Below are 20,962 nucleotides of genomic sequence, written 5' to 3'. Positions count from 1 at the left end.
GGCGCCCGCGTGGCCCTGACGCCGGCAAGGGCCGGCCTTGACCCGCACCAAACCCCGGGCGCCGCCGCCCGCCCCGCCGCCTCAGGCGCGGCGCACGCGCGCCACCACCAGCACGATGGTGCCCAGCGCCGCCGCCAGCAGCGGCCACAGCCCGGCACGCGCGGCCCACCACGCGAAGGGCGTGACGCCTTCGCGCGCCTGCACCGGCGCCTCCAGCGTGCCGCGGCTGTAGGCGGGCAGTTGCGCGGTGACGCGGCCGGTCTCGTCGATGACGGCGGTCACGCCGGTGTTGGTGGCGCGCAGCATGGGAATCTGGAACTCCAGCGCCCGCAGGCGGCTGATGTTGAGGTGCTGCGGCAGCGCCACCGTGTGGCCGAACCAGGCGATGTTGCTGACGTTGACGAAGAGCGTGGGCGAGTGCGCCGGCTCGCGAAAGCGCTGCGCCAGCTCCTCGCCGAACAAGTCCTCGTAGCAGATGTTGGGCGCCAGGCGCTGGCCCAGCGTGGCGAAGGACGGGGCATTGAGCGGGCCGCGGTCGAAGTCGCCCAAGGGGATTTCCATCAGCCGCGTGAACCAGCGAAAGCCCGTGGGGATGAACTCGCCGAAGGGCACCAGGTGCACCTTGTCGTAGCGGTAGGGGTCCTTGCCCGCCGTGTGCGAGGACAGGCCCAGCACCGCGTTGGCGTAGCCGCTGTCGAAGTCGCCCAGCGGCACGCCCACCAGCGCGGCCTGCGGCGAGTGCTCGAAGCGGTCGCGCAGCGCGCTCCAGTAGGTGGGGTCGAAATCCTGCAGCTGCGAGGGCAGCAGCGGGATGGCCGTCTCCGGCGCCACCACCAGGTCGCCCTGGGCCTGGTCCAGCGCCTGGCGCAGCCAGGCCAGCGCGCCGGGCAGGTGCTCCGTCGCGAACTTCTCGTCCTGCGCCACGTTGGTCTGCACCAGGCTCACGCGCAGCGTGCCGTGGCCCAGCGTGAAGGAGGCCGGCCCAAGCACGTCGGCCACGGTGAGCACCGCCGCCATGCCGGCCAGCGCCAGGCCCAGCACCCGCCAGCCCGCGCGCGCCGCGGCCACCAGCAGCGCCGAGATCAGCGCCACGGCCGCGCCCATGCCGTACACGCCCACCCAGGGCGCGAGCACGGCCAGCGGGGCGTCCACCTGCGCGTAGCCGCTGGCCAGCCAGGGAAAGCCGGTGAAGAGCGCGCCGCGCGCCAGCTCGGCCAGCAGCCACAGCGCGGCCCACAGCAGCGCGTCCGGCATGGCGCGGCCGCGCCGCAGGCGCGCGTACAGCCCCATGGCCAGCGCCAGGTAGGCACCCATGGCCAGCGCCAGCGCCGCCACGGCGGCCACGGCCAGCGGCGCGGGCAAGCCGCCGTAGCGGTGCATGCTCACGAACAACCACCAGGTGCCCGCCCCCACCCACACGCTGCCGAAGGTCCAGCCCAGCAGCGCCGCGCGGCCCGGTGCGGCGCCCTGCACGCGCCAGGCCAGCAGCGCCACGCACAGCAGTTGCAGCGGCCAGGCGCCGGTGTGGGCAAAGGTGAGCGCGTGCAGCGCGCCCACCGCGGCCAGGAGCGGCAGCTCCAGCCGGCGGGTCCAGCCCGGTACAGCTTTGAAGTTCAAGATGCGTCGGCGGCTTCGCCGGCAGGTATGCGCGTGACCTTGAACCAGCGCACGGCACCGCCGCGCGTGAGCATGACGGTGAAGCGCAGCGCCCCCACGTCCACCACCTCGCCGCGGCGCGGCACGCGGCCGGCCTCGTGCGCGACCAGGCCGCCTATGGTGTCGAAGTCCTCGCGCGGCAGCGCGATGGCGAAGGCCTCGTTGACGTCGTCGATCTCGGCGTCGCCGGCCACGCGGTAGCTGCCGTCGGCCAGGGTGTAGACGGCACTCTCGGCGTCCTTGTCGTCGAACTCGTCCTCGATCTCGCCGACGATCTGCTCCAGCACGTCTTCGATCGTGATGAGCCCGGCGGTGTTGCCAAATTCGTCGATGACGATGGCCAGGTGGTTGCGGTTGCTGCGAAAGTCGCGCAGCAGCTCGTTGAGCCGCTTGCTCTCCGGGACAAACACGGTGGGCCGCAGCAGCGTGCGCAGGCTCAGCTCCGGCGCGCGCTGCAGCTTGAGCAGGTCCTTGGCCATGAGGATGCCGATGATGTTGTCGCGCCGCCCGTCGTACACGGGAAAGCGCGAGTGCCCCGCGGCGATGACCTGCTCCAGCAGCGCCTCGTACGGGCTCTCGATGTCCAGCAGGTCCATGCGCGGCGCGGCGACCATGACGTCGCCGGCGCTCATGTCGGCCATGCGCAGCACGCCTTCGAGCATCAGCCGCGATTCGGGCTCTATGAGCTCGCGCTGCTCGGCGTCGGCCAGCGTCTCCATCAGCTCGGCCTTGGAATCCGGCCCCGGCGAGATGAACTCCACCAGGCGCTCGAACAGGCTGCGCTTTTCGGCCGGCAGGCGCAGCGACGAGGGCCGCGCCGGCGGGGTCTTGACGGATTGAGGAGGTTCTGACACGGCAGGTGTCGACAGTGGGAAGGCGGCAAGAATACCTGATCGGCTTGACAGGGCACGGAGCTTGCATGACAGTCCGTCGCCCTTATCAGACCCCCCTGGCGCTTTGGGCCAGGCTGCAAGCCCATGTCCAACGGACTGATTCCCGCCACCATCCTCACCGGCTTCCTCGGCAGCGGCAAAACCACGCTGCTCAAGCGCGTGCTCAGCGAGCCGCACGGCCAGAAGATCGCCGTGATCGAGAACGAGTTCGGCGAAGAGAACATCGACAACGAGATCCTGGTGGCCGACACCGAGGAGCAGATCATCCAGCTCTCCAACGGCTGCGTGTGCTGCACCATCCGCGAGGACTTGCGCTCCACCTTGTCGGTGCTGGCGGCCAAGCGCCGCCGCGGCGAGCTCAGCTTCGACCGCGTGGTGATCGAAACCACGGGCCTCGCCGACCCCGGCCCCGTGGCGCAGACCTTCTTCATGGATGACGAGATCGCCGAGAGCTTCCTGCTCGACTCCATCCTGACCCTGGTGGACGCCAAGCACGCCAACAGCCAGCTCGACACCCGCCAGGAAGCGCGCCGCCAGGTGGGCTTCGCCGACCAGATCTTCATCAGCAAGTCCGACCTGGTGCCGACGGCCGAAGTCGATGAGCTCTCGCACCGCCTCAAGCACATGAACCCGCGCGCACCGCAGCGCCGGGTGCACTTCGGCGAGGTGGCCATCAGCGAGGTGTTCGACCTGCGCGGCTTCAACCTCAACACCAAGCTGGAGATCGACCCGGAGTTCCTCAACGACACGCCGCACGATCACCACCATCACGACCACGAGCACGGCGAGCACTGCGACCACCCGCATCACCACCATCACGACGACGACGTCAAGTCCTTCGTCTTCCGCGCCGATAAAGCTTTCAATCCGGCCAAGCTGGAAGACTTCCTGGGCGCCATCGTGCAGGTCTACGGACCCAAGATGCTTCGCTACAAGGGCGTGCTGTATATGAAGGGCAGCGACCGCAAGGTCGTCTTCCAGGGCGTGCACCAGATGATGGGCAGCGACCTGGGCCCCAAATGGACTCCCGGCGAGAAGAAGCAGAGCAAGATGGTGTTCATTGGAGTGGACCTGCCGCGGGACATCCTGCTGCAGGGTTTGGAGCAATGCCTGGTGTAAGCGGCTGCAAGCAGGGCGCTGGCTACAATGCCGCGCGCTGCGCGCCCCCCGTGCGGCGCCCCGTCGATTCGAGGAGAGCGATGTGAGCAAGACCCCGGTCAAGAGCGCGGCTGCCGCCGGCCCGTCATCCCCGATCGAGACATCCGCCGCCGCGGCGGCCCCGACCGCCCCCAGCCGCTTTGCTGAGCGCTTCTCCCCTTCTCCTCAACCCGCCGCCAGAACCTATCCCGACCCCGCCATGGAAACCCTCAAGCCCCCCGTCAAGGCGGACCCCAAGCTCGCCAATGCCTGGAAGAACAAGTCCGGGAGCGAGCTCACCGAAGAAGAACTGCTGTCCATGCCGGACAGCGAGTACATGAACGACAAGCAGCTGGAGTTCTTCCGCACGCGACTGAGCGCGCTCAAGGACGACCTGCTGTCCAACGCCGGCGAGACCACCGAGCACCTGCGCGAGGACACCTCCATCGTCCCCGACCCGGCCGACCGCGCCACCATCGAGGAAGAGCACGCGCTGGAGCTGCGCACGCGCGACCGCGAGCGCAAGCTGCTCAAGAAGATCTCGCAGTCGCTGGCGCGCATCGACGCGGGCGACTACGGCTACTGCGACGAGACGGGCGAGCCCATCGGCTTGGGCCGGCTGCTGGCGCGTCCGACGGCCACGCTGTCGCTGGAAGCGCAGCAGCGCCGCGAGCTCAAGCAGAAGATGTTCGGCGACTGAAGCAGCGCCGCCGCCCGCCGCAGCCCATGGCCGACCCCAAGGAAGGCGCAAGCTTCCTGCGCAAGGTGGCGGCCCGCTTTGCCGCCGCCTCCGGCGCCGAGGCCGAGGGCCCCGCGGTGGACAGCACCCTGCTGGGCCTGGAGCGCTCCGAGCTCAAGGCCATGATCGAGCGCAAGCGCCGCAACGACTTCGTGCGCAAGCGCGAGTTCGACATGCTGCGCAAGCTGCGCCGCGACGGCGTGGCCAGCCCCGCGGCGCTGGAAGCGCTGCACCTGGACACCGAGCCCCGCAGCGCCGACACCACCCCCGGTGCCCTGCCCGCCGACACTTGCGTCAAGGCCAAGATAGACGCCATAGAGCAGCAGATGGTGGGCGACGCCACGCCGGCCAGCCGCCTGCTGGACCGCCCGCTGCCCCGCCCTCTCACGCTGGACCCCATTCCGCCCAGCGCCGCCTGCGCCTCCAGCAGCGAGGTGGCGCAGGACCCGCTGCTGGACGAGGCCGTCATCGCCTTCGCCAACGGCGAGTTCGTCCGCTGCGAGCAGCTCCTGGCCGACCTGACCAGCCCCGAGGGCGTGCGCGCCCACCATGCCGACACCTGGCTGGTGCGGTTGGACCTCTACCGCGCCACCGGCGCGCAGGCCGCCTTCGAGACCCTGGCCGCCGAGTTCGCGCGGCGCTTCCACCGCTCGCCGCCGCAGTGGTTCTCGCTGCCGCAGCGCCTGGCGCAGATGCCCCCGCTCACCACCACGCCCGCGCGCCCCGGCCAGGGCTGGACCTGCCCGGCCGTGCTGGACGCCGCAGCCGTGCAGCGGCTGCAGGACTACGCCAAGCAGACCGCGCAGCCCTGGACCATGGACTGGTCTGGCTTGCAGCACGTGCTGGCCGACGCGCCCACGCGGCTGGCGCCGCTGCTGCAGCATTGGGCGCGCCAGTCCATGGAGCTGTACTGGCTGGGCAGCGAAACACTGCTGCAGCGCCTGCGCGAGGCCACGCCCGCCGGCGTGCGCGACACCGACCCCGCGCTGTGGCTGCTGCGGCTGCAGGCGCTGCGGCTGCTGCACCGCGCCCAGGCCTTCGACGAGGCCGCCATCGACTACTGCATCACCTACGAGATCTCGCCCCCGGCCTGGGAGGAGCCGCTGTGCCGCGTGCGCCTGACCCGCGACGGCGGCGGCGCCAGCGTGAGCACGCCTGCCTCCTCGCTGTTGCCGCTGGACGTGATGGTGCCGGACTCGCTGCTGCCTGAAGGGGCCGACGCCGTGGCCGAGGTCGAGCTCGCCGGGCAACTGGTGGGCGACATCGGACCGACCCTGAGGCGGCTGCAGCAGCAAGTGGGCAACGCCACGCGCGTGGACGTGCGCTGCGCACGGCTGGTGCGCGTGGACTTCAACGCCGCGGGCGACCTGCTCAAATGGGTGCAGGCGCGGCGCCAGGAGGACCGCAGCCTGGGCTTCTCGGACGCCCACCGGCTCGTCGCGCTGCTGTTGGGCGCGATGGGCATCACCGAGCACGCCCGCGTGCGCGTGCACAACACCTGAACCCTGCCGTCCGGCTGAAGTCGTACGGTGTTTTTCGCGGCACCCCGCCGCTCAAGGCAAGACCCCATGGAACCCTTTCACGGCACCACCATCGTCAGCGTGCGCCGCGGCCCGCTCGTCGCCCTGGGCGGCGACGGCCAGGTGACGCTGGGCCACATCGTCGTCAAGTCCAGCGCCCGCAAGGTGCGCCGGCTCTACCGCGACCAGGTCCTGGCCGGCTTCGCCGGCGCCACGGCCGACGCCTTCACGCTGTTCGAGCGCTTCGAGGGCAAGCTGGAAAAGCACCAGGGCCACCTGGTGCGCGCGGCTGTCGAGCTGACCAAGGACTGGCGCACCGACCGCGTGCTGCGCCGCCTGGAGGCCATGCTGGCCGTGGCGGACAAGGACGCCTCGCTCATCATCACCGGCAACGGCGACGTGCTGGAGCCCGAGCACGGCATCATCGCCATCGGCTCCGGCGGAGCGTATGCGCAGGCCGCGGCCCGCGCGCTGGCACAGCACACCGAGATGTCGCCCGCCGAGATCGTCAAGCAGTCGCTCACCATCGCCGGCGACCTCTGCATCTACACCAACCAGAACCACACCATCGAAACCCTGGGCGGCGCCTGAGCCGCGGCCCAGCGGGTTGCACACACACCGTTGTTCCCAACTTTTTCCCAAGGCACGCCATGAGCGCCATGACCCCCCAGGAAATCGTCTCCGAGCTCGACCGCCACATCGTCGGCCAGGCCCAGGCCAAGCGCATGGTGGCCATCGCGCTGCGCAACCGCTGGCGTCGCCAGCAAGTGGACGAGAAGCTGCGCACCGAGATCACGCCCAAGAACATCCTGATGATCGGCCCAACCGGCGTGGGCAAGACCGAGATCGCCCGGCGCCTGGCGCGGCTGGCCGATGCGCCCTTCATCAAGGTCGAGGCCACCAAGTTCACCGAGGTGGGCTACGTCGGCAAGGACGTGGACACCATCGTCCGTGACCTCGTGGACGTGGCCGTCAAGCAGGAGCGCGAGCGCCAGATCCGCACCAAGCGCACCCAGGCCGAGGACGCCGCCGAGGAGCGCGTGCTCGACATCCTCGTCCCGCCGCCCCGCGCCGCGGGCTTTGGCCTGGCCACCCACGAGCCGCCGGCCGACAACGCCGCCCGCCAGGGCATGCGCAAGCGGCTGCGCGAGGGCGCGTTGGACGACAAGGAAATCGAGATCGAGGTCGCCGACCACCGCCCCGCCCTGGAAATCCTGGGCCCGCAGGGCATGGAGGAGATGGCCGAGCAGCTCAAGGGCCTGTTCTCCCAGTTCGGCCAAGCCAAGCGCCACACCCGCAAGCTCAAGATCGCCGAGGCCTTGAAGCTGGTGGTGGAGGAGGAGGCGGCCAAGCTGGTCAACGAGGACGAGATCAAGACCGCGGCCGTGGCCAATGCCGAGGGCAACGGCATCGTCTTCATCGACGAGATCGACAAGGTCGCCGGCAGCGGCGAGTCGCGCGGCGCCGACGTCTCGCGCCAGGGCGTGCAGCGCGACCTGCTGCCGCTGGTCGAGGGCACCACCGTCAACACCAAGTACGGCATGGTGCGCACCGACCACATCCTCTTCATCGCCTCCGGCGCTTTTCATCTCGCCAAGCCCAGCGACCTGATTCCGGAGCTGCAGGGGCGCTTTCCGATCCGCGTGGAGCTGGGCTCGCTGTCGGTGGACGACTTCGAGTCCATCCTGAAGTCCACCCATGCCAGCCTCGTCAAACAGTACCAGGCGCTGCTGGCCACCGAGGGCGTGACGCTGGAGATCACGCCGGAAGGCATCCGGCGCCTGGCGCAGATCGCCTACGACGTGAACGAGCGCACCGAGAACATCGGCGCGCGCCGCCTGGCCACGGTGATGGAGCGGCTGCTGGACGAGGTCAGTTTCGACGCGCCCAATCTCTCCGGCCAGACCGTGAGCCTGGACGCCGCCGCCGTGGACGCCAAGCTCGGCGAGCTCTCGCGCAACGAGGATTTGTCGCGCTTCATCCTCTGACGCCCTGACGGAGCGAGCCGGGATTCCCTCGAAAACCGAGGAGATCCTCGCAGGTTTTTTCAAACAGCATTTGAAAATCCTACGGCAAGCGGCGGCGGTGCCTGGCCGGGCCGCCCGCTTGCCGACAGCCGGCGCGACGCGCGGCGCCTCTTGCCGGTGCCGCCTCCCATTCCCGCAGCGAAAGGACCTCCGCACGATGGACCGCCCTCGCCTGCTGCGCCGCCTGCAGGCGGTGCGCGCGCACAGCCTGGCTTTGTCCGAACCCTTGTCGGCCGAGGACTGCGCACTGCAGTCCATGCCGGACGCCAGCCCCGTCAAGTGGCACCTGGCGCACACGAGCTGGTTCTTCGAAACGCTGGTGCTTGCGCCCAACGCCGCCGGCTACCGCGCTTTCAACGAGCGCTTCGGCTTTCTCTTCAACTCCTACTACGAGGCGCTGGGCCCCCGCCACCCGCGCCCGCAGCGCGGCATGTTGTCGCGGCCGGCGCTGTCGGAGGTGCTGGACTACCGGCGCCACGTGGACGCGGCGCTGTGCGAGTTCGTGGAAGCCGGCGACGAGGCGGCACTGCGGAGCGCGGCGGCGCTCATCGAGCTGGGCCTGCAGCACGAGCAGCAGCACCAGGAGCTGATCGTCACGGACGTGAAGCACCTGCTGTCGCTCAACCCGCTGCAGCCGGCGTATCTGGCGGACGATGCGGCACGCGGGGCCGGCGTGGCCACCGCCGCCACGCCGCCGCTGCGCTGGCTGGGCTTTGACGGCGCCCTGGTGGACATCGGCCACCAGGGCGACGGCTTCGCCTTCGACAACGAGACGCCGCGCCACCGCGTCTGGCTGCAGCCCTTTGAGCTGGCCAATCGCCCGGTGAGCTGCGGCGATTACATGGAATTCATGGCCGACGGCGGCTACCGGCGACCCGAGCTGTGGCTCAGCGACGGCTGGGCCTGGGTGCAGGCCAACGCCGCGACGGCCCCCATGTACTGGCGCGCCGAGCGCGAGGGCGGGCCCTGGACGCAGTTCACCTTGAGCGGCGAGCGCCCCGTGGCGCCGGCCGAGCCAGTGTGCCACGTCAACCTCTACGAGGCCGCGGCCTACGCCCAATGGGCGGGCGCGCGGCTGCCCACCGAGGCGGAATGGGAGGCCGCCGTGGCCGCGCAGGCGCCGCCGCCGTCCGCCACCACCGCGCCCAAGGCGCTGGCGGACCACCTGCACCCCGCCCCAATCACCGACGGTCCCGGGCTGCTGCAGGCGGATTCGGCCGTGTGGCAGTGGACACGCTCGGCCTACGAGCCCTACCCGGGCTTCAGGCCGCTGGCCGGCGCCGTGGGCGAGTACAACGGCAAATTCATGGTCGCGCAAAGCGTGCTGCGCGGCGGCAGCTGCGCCAGCCCGGCCGGCCATGTGCGGGCGAGCTATCGCAACTTCTTCCCGGCGGCGGCGCGCTGGCAATTCAGCGGTCTGCGCCTGGCACGCGACGGCGCCTGACCTCCCCGCGCCGCGCCTGCAGCCGGCGACCTTGCAACGACGAAAGACGCACAGCCATGAAAGCAACCTGGAACGGCAACGTGATCGCCGAGAGCGACGACACCGTGCTGGTGGAAGGCAACCACTACTTCCCCGAGAGCGCCGTCAAGCGCGAGTACCTCGTGAGCAGCAACCACAGGACGAGCTGCCCGTGGAAGGGCCAGGCGCACTACTGGTCGCTGCTGGTCAACGGCGACCTCAACCCCGAGGCCGCCTGGTACTACCCCGAGCCCAGCGAAGCCGCGGCCGAGATCAAGGGCCGCATCGCCTTCTGGAAGGGCGTGAAGGTCACCGAGTAAGCGAAATGGGGCCCCTGCGCGAGGCCTCATCGCCAGGACGGATGGCGTGGCGGCTTACAGCGCCAGCCGGTGCGCCTGCAACGCCAGCAGCCCGTCGAAGATGAGCGAGTCCACCAGCTCGTGCTGGATGTCCAGGTAGGGCGCCACCTTCCAGCCCGCGCCGCCCGTCATGAGCATGATGGGTGAGCGGCCGCAGTGGCGCTGCAGCCGCCGGTGCATGTGCTCGATGGCGCCGGTGATGGCGAAGGTGCCGCCGCTGGTGAGGGCGTCCGAGGTGTTGGTGGGGAAGTCGCGCACCTCGCCCGTGGGCACGTGCAGCCCGGCCGTGCCGCTTTCCAGCGCGCGCAGCATGATGCCGTGGCCGGGCAGGATGAGGCCGCCCAGGAAGCGGCCCTCGCCGTCCAGCGCGTCCACCGTCACGGCCGTGCCCACCATCACCACCAGCACCGGCCCGTCCACGCCGCGTGCCTGCGCATGGGCCCATGCGCCTATGAGCGCCACCCAGCGGTCGGCACCCAGGCGGCCGGGATGGTCGTAGCCGTTGCGCACGCCACCGTCGCGCGCGTTGGAGACGGCCCAGCGCGGCGTGAGGTCCCACAGCTCCAGCTGTTCTTCCACGCGGCGGCGCACGGCATCGCCGGCGACGTTGCAGCCCAGCATGCTGCGCGGGGGCTGCAGGCCGCGCCACTGCGAATCGGCCAGCTCGTCAATGGTTTCCAGAAAGGCCGCGCCCTGGGCCAGCACGGCAGCACCGGGCTGTGGTGCGGCGTACAGCGCCCATTTCAGCCGCGTGTTGCCTATGTCTATGGCCAGAAAACTCATGGCGGCAGGGTATCAGGGTGAAACGGGCATGCCGCTGCGCGGCGTCAGTACGGCGTGCCGCAACGCATGGCACGCCTCGCGCGTACCCGCCTGCGGCTCAGGCCGCACGCCTTCAGCGCGCGGCCTCGGGCAACTCGATCTTGACTTCCAGCACTTCCAGGTTGTCCTGCCGCTCCAGATGCACCTTGATGTCATCAGAGCTGATGGACACGTACTTGGTGATGACGGCCAGCAGCTCGCGCTGCAGCGCCGGCAGGTAGTCGGGGCTGCGGCTGCGGCCGTTGCGCTCGTGCGCCAGGATGATCTGCAAGCGCTCTTTGGCAACGTTGGCCGAGCGCTTCTTCTCACCCAACAGGAAGGACAGAAAGCTCATGACGCGTTACCTCCCGCCAAAGAGTCGCTTAAAGAAGCCGGGTTTGACCGCTTCGGTGAAGCGCATGGGCTTTTGCTCACCGAGGAAGCGGTCCACCACGTCCTTGTACGCCTCGGCAACGTCCGTGCCATTCATGTGAACGACAGGTACGCCTTGGTTGGACGCCTGCAGCACCACTTCGGACTCCGGGATCACGCCGATCAGGTCAATGCGAAGGATGTCCTGAATGTCCTGCAGCGACAGCATCTGGCCGTCTTCCACGCGCAACGGGTTGTAGCGGGTGATGAGCAGGTGCTCCTTGATGGCCGTGTCGCCCTCGATGGCGCGGCGCGTCTTGGAGCCCAGCATGCCCAGGATGCGGTCGGAGTCGCGCACCGAGGACACCTCGGGGTTGGTCACCACCAGCGCCTCGTCGGCGAAGTGCATGGCCAGCATGGCGCCACTCTCGATGCCCGCGGGCGAGTCGCAGACGATGTACTCGAACCCCTGCTCGGCCAGGTCGGCCAGCACGCGTTCCACGCCTTCCTTGGTCAGCGCGTCCTTGTCGCGCGTCTGCGAGGCGGGCAGGACGAAGAGGTTTTCGCAGTGCTTGTCCTTGATCAGCGCCTGGTTGAGGTTGGCCTCGCCGTTGATCACGTTGATGAGGTCATACACGACGCGGCGCTCGCAACCCATGATGAGGTCCAGGTTGCGCAGGCCAACGTCGAAATCGATCACCGCCGTTTTGTGCCCGCGCAGGGCGAGGCCAGTGGAGAAGCTCGCGCTGGTCGTGGTCTTGCCGACCCCGCCCTTGCCGGAGGTCACGACGACGATTCTGGCCATCTCAGGTACATCCTTTCAGCTGTTCGGTTCGGTGTGCATTGCAGGCGCCGCATCGTGCGGCGCTAGATCTTGATCGGCTCGATCACCAGCTTTTCCCCCTCCAGCCTCACCATGGCAGGCTTGCCCAGCACGTCGGGCGGCAGGGGGTTCTCGGCGGTGCGGTAGGTACCGGCGATCGAGATCAGCTCGGGTTCCAGGCAGGTGGTGAAGATGCGCGCGGCGGTGTCTCCGCGGGCGCCGGCCACCACCTTGCCGCGCAGCGGCGCGTACACGTGCACGCTGCCGTCGGCAATCACTTCGGCGCCGCAGTTGACCTGCGCCAGCACCACCAGGTCCCCGCCCCGGGAATAGACCTGCTGGCCTGAGCGCAAAGGCTTGTCGACGAGCAGCGCCGTGCCGCCCACGGGCACTTCGCGGACCACTTCGCGCACGACCTCGCGCACGTTCTCCGTGCGCGGCGCCATGGAGACGGCATCCGGCGAGTCGCCCAGCCCGGCGGCGACGGCGGCTTCCATTTGCGCGGGGCTGCCGCCGCGCGCGGCCACGGGCAGCATGCGGTGGCGGCGCAGCAGCGCCACCAGGGCGTGCATGTCCAGCGGACTGGGGTCGTCGCGCACGGCCGCCAGGTCCACCATGACCGGTTCCTGGTTGAAAAGCTCAGGCGTGTCCGCCAGACGCTGCGTCAGCTCCGCCGTCAACAGCTCCAGGTCGGTGGTCTTGAGCAGCAGCGCCAGCAGCGTCAGCGAAGCGCTCCTGAGATCGAAGGGAGAGGTCACTCCGGCGGAAACAGCGGCCATGGGGCGGAACGAGCCTAAAAGGGCGGCAGTTTACCGGGCCGGCATGGCGCCGGGCTTGCATCGCGGCAAGTGTTCGGCAAGTGTTTGCTGCGATGCAGCAGCATTGTGAGCAAGCCACAATGGCTCATGCCCACCCTCATCGCGACCCAATCGTTCACCAGCGCCGAGGCGGCGCTGGCGCATGCCCGCCACATCTACGACATCGGCATCACGCACCTGCGCCAGTCCCTGCAGGAATTCGTGGCCGGCACCGACCCGGCGCGAAGGGTGCGCGCCTGCTATCCCTTCGTCCGCGTACACACAGACACCGTTGCGCGCGCCGACTCGCGCCTGGCCTACGGCTTCGTGGCCGGACCGGGCAGCTACGAGACCACGCTCACGCGCCCGGACCTCTTCGGCGACTACTACCTGGAGCAGTTCGAGCTGCTGCTGCGCAACCACGGCGTGGCGCTGGAGGTGGGGATGAGTACTCAACCCATTCCCATCCACTTCTCGTTCTCGGAGCACGACCACATCGAGGGGACCATGAGCGCCGAGCGCCGCCAGCGCATGCGCGACCTCTTCGATTTGCCCGACCTGGCGGCCATGGACGACGGCATCGCCAACGGCACGCATGAGACGCCGCCGGGGCAGCCCATGCCGCTGGCCCTCTTCACCGGGCCGCGCGTGGACTACTCGCTGCACCGGCTGCGCCACTACACGGGCACGGCGCCGGAGCACTTCCAGAACTTCCTGCTCTTCACCAACTACCAGTTCTACATCGACGAGTTCGTCCGCTTGGGCCGCAGCCTCATGGCCGCACCCGAGGGCGACGAGGCCGCCGACGGCTACTGCGCCTTCATAGAGCCGGGCAACGTGGTCACGCGCCGTGCCGGCCACGCCGCGCAACCCGGCGATGCCCTGGGCGCCGCGCCGCCGCGGCTGCCGCAGATGCCCGCCTACCACCTGGTGCGGCCGGACCGCGCCGGCATCACCATGGTCAACATCGGCGTGGGCCCGGCCAACGCCAAGACCATCACCGACCACGTGGCCGTGCTGCGCCCGCACGCCTGGATCATGCTCGGCCACTGCGCAGGCTTGCGCAACACGCAGCAGCTCGGCGACTACGTGCTGGCCCACGGCTACGTGCGCGAGGACCACGTGCTCGACGAGGAAATGCCGCTGTGGGTGCCCATCCCCGCGCTGGCCGAAATCCAGGTCGCGCTGGAACAGGCGGTGGAAGACGTGACGCAACTGCGCGGCTTCGAGCTCAAGCGCATCCTGCGCACCGGCACGGTGGCCTCCACCGACAACCGCAACTGGGAGCTGCTGCCGCATCCGGGTCCGGAGCGCCGCTTCAGCCAGAGCCGCGCCGTGGCGCTGGACATGGAGTCCGCCACCATCGCCACCAACGGTTTCAGGTTCCGCGTGCCCTACGGCACCCTGCTGTGCGTGAGCGACAAGCCCTTGCACGGCGAAATCAAGCTCCCCGGCATGGCCAACCACTTCTACCGCGAGCGCGTGGACCAGCACCTGCGCATAGGCATGCGGGCCATAGACATCCTGCGCCAGCAGCGCCTGGACCAGCTCCACAGCCGCAAGCTGCGCAGCTTCAACGAGGTGGCCTTCCAGTAAGGCGCCCTCTCCCGCACCCGCCGCGGCCCTCGCGGCGGGTAGGCCGCTTCCTACGCACGGATGCGGCCGCCGCCGCCTGACGGCCGCGCCCCTGGGCGCAACCATTGCTCCTGAGCGATCACAAGCACGCAAGGAGCACCCCATGAACGACCTGCAGGAGCGGCTGGACGGCATCCAGCGCTGGTTCTACGGCGGCGAGCCGGGACTGGACGACCTGCCGCCGGACGACGAGGCTTTCCCGCGGCCGACGGAGGAGCGGCTGTCGTCCCTGGACCTCTGCAACGCCTGCGCGCAGGCCATGCAGGCCTGAGCGCCTTGGCTGCGATGCGACTGCCCGTTCCGCTGCGCCGCGATGAGCCCGCCCTGGACGGCGCCGCGCACATCCGCGTGCTCACGCTCAACCTGCACAAGGGCTTCACGGCCATGAACCGCCGCTACGTGCTCTCGGAAATCCGCGAGGCGGTGCGCGGCACGGGCGCGGACATCGTCTTCCTGCAGGAGGTGGCCGGCGCGGCCTCGCACAAGCACGACCTGCGCGCCGTGCACACCCTGGCCGGCAAGGGCGCGCGGCGCCACGAGCCCCGCCCCCTGCCCGGTGCGGCCGCGGCCGGCGGCGCGGCCCAGGCGCTGGCGCGCATGCCGCAGTACGAGTTCCTGGCCGACACCATCTGGCACCAGCACGCCTACGGGCGCAACGCCGTCTCGCCCTCAGGCCACCACGGCAACGCGCTGCTGTCCAAATTCCCCATCCTGCGCCACCGCAACGTGGACGTGAGCCTGGACCTGGACGGCGTCGAAAAGCGCGGCCTGCTGCACTGCGAGCTGGAGCTGCCCAACTCCGAATACCCGCTGCACGCCATCTGCGTGCACCTGGGGCTGCGCGAGTCGCAGCGCCAGCGCCAGGTGGATTTGTTGGGCCAGTTGCTGCACGACGCCGTGCCGGCGCAGGCGCCGCTGGTGATCGCGGGCGACTTCAACGACTGGCGGCTGTGCGCCCACCAGCGGCTGTTGCGCGAGCTGCACCTGCAGGAGGTGCACGCCCACGCCCACGGCCGCGCGCCGCGCACCTTCCCGGCCCGGCACCCGGTGCTGCGGCTGGACCGCATCTACGTGCGCAACCTGCGCCACGCGCCCATTGGCTTGCCCAAGCGGCCCTGGTCGCACCTGTCGGACCACGCGCCGCTGGCGGCGGAGGTGATGCTGTGAAACTCACTTGGCAAGCGGGCAACCGCATCGAGCTGCTGGAAAACGGCGAGGAGTACTACCCGCGCGTCTTCGAGGCCATCTCCCAGGCCCGGCGCGAGGTGGTGATCGAAACATTCATCCTGTTCGACGACCCGGTGGGGCAACAGCTCCACGCCGTGCTGCTGGAAGTGGCCGGCCGCGGCGTGCAGGTGGACCTGACCGTGGACGGCTACGGCTCGCCCGACCTCTCGGACGAGTTCATCCGGGCGCTGACCGACGCGGGCGTGCGGCTGCACGTCTACGACCCCCGGCCGCGCCTGCTGGGCCTGCGCTACAACCTCGTGCGCCGCATGCACCGCAAGATCGTGGTGATCGACGGCGAGCGCGCCTTCATCGGCGGCATCAACTTCTCGGTGGACCACCTCGCCATCAGCGGCCCCGAGTCCAAGCAGGACTACGCGGTGCAGATCGAAGGCCCCGTGGTGCAGCAGGTGCATGGCTTCGTCCACCAGGTGCTGGCCCCCGTGCGCAGCGCGCTGGTGCGCTGGATGCGCCAGGGTTTCAAGCGCCAGGAAAAGCCCCGCCCGCCCGCGCCGCTGCCGGCCGTGGGCGACGCCTACGCGGCGCTGGTGACGCGCGACAACGAGCGCCACCCCAACGACATCGAGCGCTGCTACCGCATGGCCATACGCACGGCCAAGCGCGAGATCGTCATCGCCAACGCCTACTTCTTCCCCGGCTACCGGCTGCTGCGCGAGCTGCGCCGGGCGGCGCGGCGCGGGGTGGCGGTGCACCTCATCCTGCAGGGCGAGCCGGACATGGCCATCGTGCGCATAGGCGCGCGCATGCTCTACCACTCGCTGGTCAAGGACGGCGTGCACGTGCACGAGTACTGCAAGCGCCCGCTGCACGGCAAGGTGGCGGTGGTGGACGGCGAATGGGCCACCGTGGGCTCCAGCAACCTGGACCCGCTGAGCCTGTCGCTCAACCTCGAAGCCAACCTGCTCATCCGCGACCCCGGCTTCGCCGCCGAGCTGCGCCGCCGGCTGCAGCGCCTGATGGACCACGAGTGCCGCGAGATGGGCCGCGAGGCGCTGCCCAAGCGGACGATGTGGCGCTACGTCACCGGCGCGCTGGCCTTCCACCTGCTGCGCCACTTCCCCAGTTGGGCCGACATGCTGCCGCGGCAAGGCAAGTTCATTCGCTCCTTCATTGGGCGGCGCCAGGTGGACGTGCACCCCGAGGCGCCCAACCACGCGCCGCACTGATGGAGCGCGCCGTGGCCCGCCACGCGCCGCCGGCCCACCCCTGGGCACATGCCTGGGCCCATGTGCGCCGCCCGCTGCTGGTGCTGACGCTGCTGGCGCTGCTGAGCTTCATCGCCTGGCGTGCACGCAGCCTGGATTGGGCCGCCGCTTGGGCCGCGCTGCTGGACTACCGGCCCGGCACGCTGCTGCTGGCCGCGCTCACCGTGGCGGCGGCACATGCGCTCTACACCGGCTACGACCTGCTGGGCCGCTTCTACAGCGGCCACCACCTGAGCGCGCCGCGCGTGGCGGCCACGGCCTTCGTGAGCTTCGCGGCCAACCTCAACCTGGGCTCCATGGTGGGCGGCGTGGCGCTGCGGCTGCGCCTCTATGCGCGCCAGGGCCTGCCCATGGCGACCATCGTGCGCGTCTGGGGCATCAGCCTGCTGACCAACTGGATCGGGTACGCGGCACTGGCCGGCGCGGTGTTCGCCAGTGGGCTGGTGCACCTGCCGCCGGACGCGCCCCTGAGCCCGCACGCGCTGCGCCTGGTGGGCGCGGCGCTGCTGGCGGTGGTTGGGCTGTACCTGGCGGCCTGCCGCTGGTCGCGGCGGCGGCTGTGGACGCTGCGCGGCCACCGGCTGGAGCTGCCGCGCGCGGGGCTGGCGCTGGCGCAGGTTGGGCTCTCGGCCCTGCACTGGTCCTTCGTGGCCGGCGTGCTCTACGTGCTGCTGCACGGCGGGGTGGACTACCCCACGGTGCTGGGTGCCTTGATGCTCACCAGCATGGCCGTGATCGCGCTGCGCGTGCCCGCGGGCCTGGGCGTGCTGGAGGCGGTGTTCATGTCGCTGCTGGCGGGCCGCCAGCCCGAGGCGCAGTTGCTGGCGGCGCTGCTGGCCTACAGGGCCCTCTTCTACCTGCTGCCGCTGGCGGTGGCGGCGCTGGTGTACCTGGGGCTGGAAGCGCGGCTGCGCCGGGGGCGCGCGGCCGCTGCACGCCAGCCGCGCACGGCCCGCCCGCAGTCCTGAGCACGGCGCGGGCGAAACGCTTTCGCAGGCCTCATCGTTCAGAAATCTGAACAATGCCGCCCATTTAATGGGGCTCGGCGGGCACGCAGGCGAACGATGTGGCCGCAGCCCACCCAGGCCGCACGCGCCTTGATGGGCCGCAACGGTCTATGACACGCACCACGACATGGCGCAAGGCGCGCGCCTTGTGCGCCCCGGGGCGATCACTTACGCTGGATTTCCACCTCAGCAGCGCGCTTGCCACGGGGCCGGCGCAGAAGGAGACCGCCATGTCGAGCCCATCCCGTTCCGTCGCTGCCATCCGCACGCTTGCCCTCGTCGGCGCGGCGGCCTCCGGCAAGACCTCGCTGGCCGAAGCGCTGCTGCTGCATGCAGGCGCCATAGGCGCCGCGGGCAGCCTGGAGCGCGGCAGCACGGTCAGCGACTTCGATCCCCTGGAGCGCCGCATGCAGCATTCGCTGAGCGCGGCGCTCATGCACCTGGAGCACCAGGACACGCGCATTCACTTCGTAGACACCCCCGGCGCGCCGGACTTCGTCGGCCAGTCGCTGCCGGCGCTGGAGGCGGTGGAGACGGCCGCGGTGGTCGTTAACGCCGCGGTGGGCATAGAGCCCATGACGGTGCGCATGATGGAGTACGCAGCCCAGCGCCGGCTGGACCGGCTCGTCATCGTCAACAAGATAGACGCGCAGGGCGTGGACCTGCCTGCGCTGCTCAAGCAACTGCAGGAGGCCTTCGGCCGCGAATGCCTGCCGCTGAACCTGCCGGCCGAGGGCGGCGCCAAGGTGGTGGACTGCTTCTTCAACCGCGAGGGCCAGACGGACTTCGGCGCCGTCGAGGACGCGCACCGCGCCCTCGTGGAACAGGTGGTGGAGGTGGACGGCGACTTCGTCGAGCGCTACCTCAACGACGGCGACGTGGACGCCAGCGAGCTGCACGCGCCGCTGGAACAGGCGCTGCGCGAAGGCCATTTGATTCCCGTGTGTTTCGTCTCCTCGCGCACGGGCGCGGGCCTGGCGCAGTTGCTGGACGTGATGGTGAAACTGCTGCCCCACCCCGGCGAGGGCAACCCGCCCGCCTTCCTCAAGGGCGAGGGCGACGAGGCGCAGCCGCTGCAGGCGCAGCCCGACCCCTCGCTGCACGTGCTGGCGCACGTCTTCAAGGTCACGGTGGACCCCTTCGTCGGGAAGATGGGCATCTTCCGCATCCACCAGGGCACGCTCACCAAGGACAGCCTGCTCTACATCGGCGACGGCCGTAAGCCCTTCAAGGTCAACCACCTCTTCATGCTGCAGGGCAAGGAGCACGTGGAGGTGAGCAAGGCGCTGCCGGGCGACCTCTGCGCCGTGGCCAAGGTGGACGACCTGCACTTCGACGCCGTGCTGCACGACGCGGCGGAAGACGACCACATCCACCTGCAGCCCCTGGACTTCCCCGTGCCCGTGCACGGTCTGGCCATCGAGCCCAAGCGCCACGGCGACGAGCAGCGCATGTGGGAAATCTTGACCAAGCTGCTGGACGAGGACCCGTGCCTCAAGGTCGAGCACGTGCCCGCGACCAACGAGACCATCGTCTACGGCCTGGGCGAGCTGCACCTGCGCGTGCTGCTGGAGCGGCTGCGCGAGGTCTACAAGTTCGAGGTGCAGACGCGGCCGCCGCGCATCGCCTACCGCGAGACCGTCACCGGCGTGGCCCAGGGGCACCACCGCCACAAGAAGCAGACGGGCGGCGCCGGCCAGTTCGGCGAAGTGATGCTGCGCGTGGAGCCGCTGCCGCGCGGCGCCGGGTTCGAGTTCGTGGACCAGGTCAAGGGCGGCGCGATTCCGGGGCAGTTCATTCCGGCCGTCGAAAAGGGCGTGCGCGAAGTGCTGGCCCTGGGTGCCATCGCCGGCTATCCGGTGGTGGACGTGCGCGTGGTGGTGCTGGACGGCAAGAGCCACAGCGTGGACAGCAAGGAAATCGCCTTCGTCACCGCGGGCCGCAAGGCCTTCATGACGGCCATACGCGAGGCGCGGCCCATCGTCCTGGAGCCCATCGTCAACGTGGAAATCCTGGCGCCGGAAAGCGCCATGGGCGACATCACGGGCGATCTCTCCTCCCGCCGCGGCCAGGTCAGCGGCACGCACAACGGGGCGGCGGGGAGCATGCTGATCCGCGGGCAGGTGCCGCTGTCGGAGCTGAGCAACTACCAGTCACGGCTGAACGCCATGACCAGTGGCCAGGGCCGCTACACGCTGGCGCTGTCGCACTACGACCCGGTGCCGCCCAACACGCAGCAGCAGCTCGTGGGCCAGTTCAAGGTGCGCGACGAGGAGTAAGTCACCGCGCCATGGGCGGGACGGCGCGCCGGGAGGCGACGCTGCCGTCCGGGGCGGCCCCGGCGTGCTGGAGCACGGCGTCCAGCAGCTCGGCCGCCTCCAGCAGGTCCACGTGGGCCCAGCCGCGCAACAGCCGGTTCTCCGCGCCCGGCAGCGTGGCCACCGAGGGCGGGAACACCACGTTGTCGCAGTCGCTGAAGAAGCAATGCATGGGCAGGCCGTGGGGCGCGGCGGCTTCGTCGCGCGCCAGGTTTTTCAACCACGGGCTGCCGAGCTGAAGCTGGCGGGCGTTGGGCGTCGTCCCGAAGCGGGCCAGCCAGGTGCCGCGGTGCGGCGAGGCGATGGTGATGACGCGGGCCACCAGGCTCGCGTCCCCTCCCCCGCGCAGCCAGGCACGCACCGCGAGGCCACCCAGGCTGTGGGCGACGATCAGGACGGGCTCACCCGTGGCGGCGTACAGGCGGCGCACGGCGGCGTCCACGCCGGGCACCCAGCTTTCTATGAGGCCGAAGGGCGGTTCGAAGCTGGGCGCGAGCACCGGGACGCCGTGCTCGCGCAGCACGCGCAGCCAGGGGGACCACACCCCGCGGTTGCAGACCAGGCCGTGCACCAGCAGCACGCCGCGCCGGCCGGAAGGCGGCGGCAGGTAGTCCGGTTCGGCCTCATGCTGAAAGGGCTGGCGCAGGCAGAAGACGCGCAGGCCGGTGATGCATTCCGCCGCCCAGGCTTTCAAGAGCGCGCGAACGGATGCGGGCGGGACGGCATCGTGGCGGGAAACAAAATACTGGAGCAGCAGTTCCAGACCCAGCACGCCGGCATGCAGCGTCGCCAGGAAAACCGTGCCCAGCACGGCCGCCAGCCGATATTCATGTGCCCAGGCCCACCAGAACCAGCCCACGATGGTGAGCAGCCAATTGATGGTCATGAACTGCTGCAGGCGGGCGATCATGGATTTTCAGGCCGTTGCTGATTTACAGAGCAAGCGTACCCAAATTCGAATCC

At 70.0% G+C, this 20,962-nt stretch carries 20 protein-coding genes; 13 read left to right on the top strand and 7 right to left on the bottom strand.

Features of this window, described 5'->3' with window-relative positions; genetic code table 11:
• Nucleotides 1–81: 81 nt before the first annotated feature.
• Both lnt and SM757_RS19760 read right to left on the bottom strand, forming a co-directional pair.
• Nucleotides 82–1,617: an apolipoprotein N-acyltransferase gene (lnt, locus tag SM757_RS19765; RefSeq protein WP_322466801.1), complete on the bottom strand. Its 1,536-nt coding sequence runs from the start codon at nt 1,615–1,617 to the stop codon at nt 82–84.
• Nucleotides 1,614–2,510, bottom strand: a complete 897-nt coding sequence (locus SM757_RS19760; RefSeq protein WP_084267263.1) for an HlyC/CorC family transporter — start codon at nt 2,508–2,510, stop codon at nt 1,614–1,616. Before SM757_RS19760 ends, lnt begins: the two co-directional genes overlap by 4 nt.
• Before the next feature lie 123 nt (nt 2,511–2,633).
• On the opposite strand from SM757_RS19760, the gene SM757_RS19755 reads away from it, so the two are divergent.
• The 7 genes from SM757_RS19755 (at nt 2,634) to SM757_RS19725 (ending at nt 9,754) form a co-directional block, all read left to right on the top strand.
• Complete coding sequence (locus SM757_RS19755) at nt 2,634–3,668, top strand: CobW family GTP-binding protein (RefSeq protein ID WP_066333552.1); 1,035 nt, start codon at nt 2,634–2,636, stop codon at nt 3,666–3,668.
• Between the two features lie 82 nt (nt 3,669–3,750).
• On the top strand, nt 3,751–4,386 hold the full coding sequence (dksA, locus tag SM757_RS19750; RefSeq protein ID WP_238455706.1) for an RNA polymerase-binding protein DksA: 636 nt from the start codon (nt 3,751–3,753) through the stop codon (nt 4,384–4,386).
• Nucleotides 4,387–4,412: 26 nt separating this feature from the next.
• The gene (locus tag SM757_RS19745) at nt 4,413–5,927 is read left to right on the top strand and encodes a hypothetical protein (RefSeq protein WP_322466800.1); all 1,515 of its coding nucleotides are present in this window, start codon (nt 4,413–4,415) and stop codon (nt 5,925–5,927) included.
• Between the two features lie 66 nt (nt 5,928–5,993).
• Entirely contained in the window at nt 5,994–6,536 is a 543-nt protein-coding gene (gene hslV / locus SM757_RS19740; RefSeq protein ID WP_066333544.1) for an ATP-dependent protease subunit HslV, read from the top strand.
• 59 nt (nt 6,537–6,595) lie between these two features.
• On the top strand, nt 6,596–7,933 hold the full coding sequence (gene hslU, locus SM757_RS19735) for an ATP-dependent protease ATPase subunit HslU (RefSeq protein WP_066333540.1): 1,338 nt from the start codon (nt 6,596–6,598) through the stop codon (nt 7,931–7,933).
• A 196-nt stretch (nt 7,934–8,129) separates the two neighbouring features.
• Complete coding sequence (gene egtB, locus SM757_RS19730) at nt 8,130–9,416, top strand: ergothioneine biosynthesis protein EgtB (RefSeq protein ID WP_322466799.1); 1,287 nt, start codon at nt 8,130–8,132, stop codon at nt 9,414–9,416.
• Nucleotides 9,417–9,472: 56 nt separating this feature from the next.
• Nucleotides 9,473–9,754: a DUF427 domain-containing protein gene (locus SM757_RS19725; RefSeq protein WP_322466798.1), complete on the top strand. Its 282-nt coding sequence runs from the start codon at nt 9,473–9,475 to the stop codon at nt 9,752–9,754.
• Between the two features lie 54 nt (nt 9,755–9,808).
• Here SM757_RS19725 and SM757_RS19720 read toward each other — a convergent pair whose 3' ends face one another.
• From SM757_RS19720 to minC, 4 genes are all read right to left on the bottom strand, one after another.
• Nucleotides 9,809–10,576, bottom strand: coding sequence for a type III pantothenate kinase (locus SM757_RS19720; protein ID WP_066333533.1), 768 nt, complete (start codon nt 10,574–10,576; stop codon nt 9,809–9,811).
• Between the two features lie 112 nt (nt 10,577–10,688).
• Nucleotides 10,689–10,949, bottom strand: a complete 261-nt coding sequence (gene minE / locus SM757_RS19715) for a cell division topological specificity factor MinE (RefSeq protein WP_066333531.1) — start codon at nt 10,947–10,949, stop codon at nt 10,689–10,691.
• 6 nt (nt 10,950–10,955) lie between these two features.
• Entirely contained in the window at nt 10,956–11,771 is an 816-nt protein-coding gene (gene minD, locus SM757_RS19710) for a septum site-determining protein MinD (RefSeq protein ID WP_066333529.1), read from the bottom strand.
• Between the two features lie 62 nt (nt 11,772–11,833).
• Nucleotides 11,834–12,568 (bottom strand): septum site-determining protein MinC, encoded by a 735-nt coding sequence (minC, locus tag SM757_RS19705; RefSeq protein WP_322466797.1) that lies wholly within the window; start codon nt 12,566–12,568, stop codon nt 11,834–11,836.
• Between the two features lie 126 nt (nt 12,569–12,694).
• Here minC and SM757_RS19700 point away from each other — a divergent pair, with 126 nt between their 5' ends.
• From SM757_RS19700 to fusA, 6 genes are all read left to right on the top strand, one after another.
• A complete protein-coding gene (locus SM757_RS19700) occupies nt 12,695–14,182 on the top strand; it encodes an AMP nucleosidase (RefSeq protein ID WP_066333732.1) in 1,488 nt (495 codons plus the stop codon).
• A 142-nt stretch (nt 14,183–14,324) separates the two neighbouring features.
• On the top strand, nt 14,325–14,492 hold the full coding sequence (locus SM757_RS19695; RefSeq protein ID WP_322466796.1) for a hypothetical protein: 168 nt from the start codon (nt 14,325–14,327) through the stop codon (nt 14,490–14,492).
• 14 nt (nt 14,493–14,506) lie between these two features.
• Nucleotides 14,507–15,388 (top strand): endonuclease/exonuclease/phosphatase family protein, encoded by an 882-nt coding sequence (locus SM757_RS19690; RefSeq protein ID WP_066333522.1) that lies wholly within the window; start codon nt 14,507–14,509, stop codon nt 15,386–15,388.
• Nucleotides 15,385–16,635, top strand: coding sequence for a cardiolipin synthase ClsB (gene clsB / locus SM757_RS19685; protein WP_066333519.1), 1,251 nt, complete (start codon nt 15,385–15,387; stop codon nt 16,633–16,635). The genes SM757_RS19690 and clsB overlap by 4 nt, the downstream gene beginning before the upstream one ends.
• The gene (locus SM757_RS19680) at nt 16,635–17,642 is read left to right on the top strand and encodes a lysylphosphatidylglycerol synthase transmembrane domain-containing protein (RefSeq protein WP_322466795.1); all 1,008 of its coding nucleotides are present in this window, start codon (nt 16,635–16,637) and stop codon (nt 17,640–17,642) included. Before clsB ends, SM757_RS19680 begins: the two co-directional genes overlap by 1 nt.
• A 269-nt stretch (nt 17,643–17,911) precedes the next feature.
• Entirely contained in the window at nt 17,912–19,960 is a 2,049-nt protein-coding gene (gene fusA, locus SM757_RS19675; RefSeq protein ID WP_066333517.1) for an elongation factor G, read from the top strand.
• Nucleotide 19,961: 1 nt separating this feature from the next.
• On the opposite strand, the gene SM757_RS19670 is transcribed toward fusA, so the two are convergent.
• Nucleotides 19,962–20,909: an esterase/lipase family protein gene (locus tag SM757_RS19670; protein WP_066333515.1), complete on the bottom strand. Its 948-nt coding sequence runs from the start codon at nt 20,907–20,909 to the stop codon at nt 19,962–19,964.
• Between the last annotated feature and the right edge of the window lie 53 nt (nt 20,910–20,962).

The sequence above is a fragment of the Azohydromonas lata genome (assembly GCF_034427735.1).
Classification (GTDB): domain Bacteria; phylum Pseudomonadota; class Gammaproteobacteria; order Burkholderiales; family Burkholderiaceae_C; genus Azohydromonas; species Azohydromonas lata.
The sequence above is the reverse complement of the archived record's forward strand: the minus strand, read 5'-3'. Positions and strand labels throughout refer to the sequence as shown.

Bases quoted from the DNA above. Each gene is read 5' to 3' on its own strand.
- fusA (WP_066333517.1), top strand. From the start codon at position 17,912: ATGTCGAGCCCATCCCGTTCCGTCGCTGCCATCCGCACGCTTGCCCTC.
- minD (WP_066333529.1), bottom strand. From the start codon at position 11,771: ATGGCCAGAATCGTCGTCGTGACCTCCGGCAAGGGCGGGGTCGGCAAG.
- SM757_RS19745 (WP_322466800.1), top strand. From the start codon at position 4,413: ATGGCCGACCCCAAGGAAGGCGCAAGCTTCCTGCGCAAGGTGGCGGCC.
- SM757_RS19725 (WP_322466798.1), top strand. From the start codon at position 9,473: ATGAAAGCAACCTGGAACGGCAACGTGATCGCCGAGAGCGACGACACC.
- SM757_RS19695 (WP_322466796.1), top strand. From the start codon at position 14,325: ATGAACGACCTGCAGGAGCGGCTGGACGGCATCCAGCGCTGGTTCTAC.
- minC (WP_322466797.1), bottom strand. From the start codon at position 12,568: ATGGCCGCTGTTTCCGCCGGAGTGACCTCTCCCTTCGATCTCAGGAGC.
- minE (WP_066333531.1), bottom strand. From the start codon at position 10,949: ATGAGCTTTCTGTCCTTCCTGTTGGGTGAGAAGAAGCGCTCGGCCAAC.
- hslV (WP_066333544.1), top strand. From the start codon at position 5,994: ATGGAACCCTTTCACGGCACCACCATCGTCAGCGTGCGCCGCGGCCCG.
- egtB (WP_322466799.1), top strand. From the start codon at position 8,130: ATGGACCGCCCTCGCCTGCTGCGCCGCCTGCAGGCGGTGCGCGCGCAC.
- SM757_RS19755 (WP_066333552.1), top strand. From the start codon at position 2,634: ATGTCCAACGGACTGATTCCCGCCACCATCCTCACCGGCTTCCTCGGC.
- SM757_RS19690 (WP_066333522.1), top strand. From the start codon at position 14,507: ATGCGACTGCCCGTTCCGCTGCGCCGCGATGAGCCCGCCCTGGACGGC.
- SM757_RS19720 (WP_066333533.1), bottom strand. From the start codon at position 10,576: ATGAGTTTTCTGGCCATAGACATAGGCAACACGCGGCTGAAATGGGCG.
- SM757_RS19680 (WP_322466795.1), top strand. From the start codon at position 16,635: ATGGAGCGCGCCGTGGCCCGCCACGCGCCGCCGGCCCACCCCTGGGCA.
- SM757_RS19670 (WP_066333515.1), bottom strand. From the start codon at position 20,909: ATGATCGCCCGCCTGCAGCAGTTCATGACCATCAATTGGCTGCTCACC.
- SM757_RS19700 (WP_066333732.1), top strand. From the start codon at position 12,695: ATGCCCACCCTCATCGCGACCCAATCGTTCACCAGCGCCGAGGCGGCG.
- hslU (WP_066333540.1), top strand. From the start codon at position 6,596: ATGAGCGCCATGACCCCCCAGGAAATCGTCTCCGAGCTCGACCGCCAC.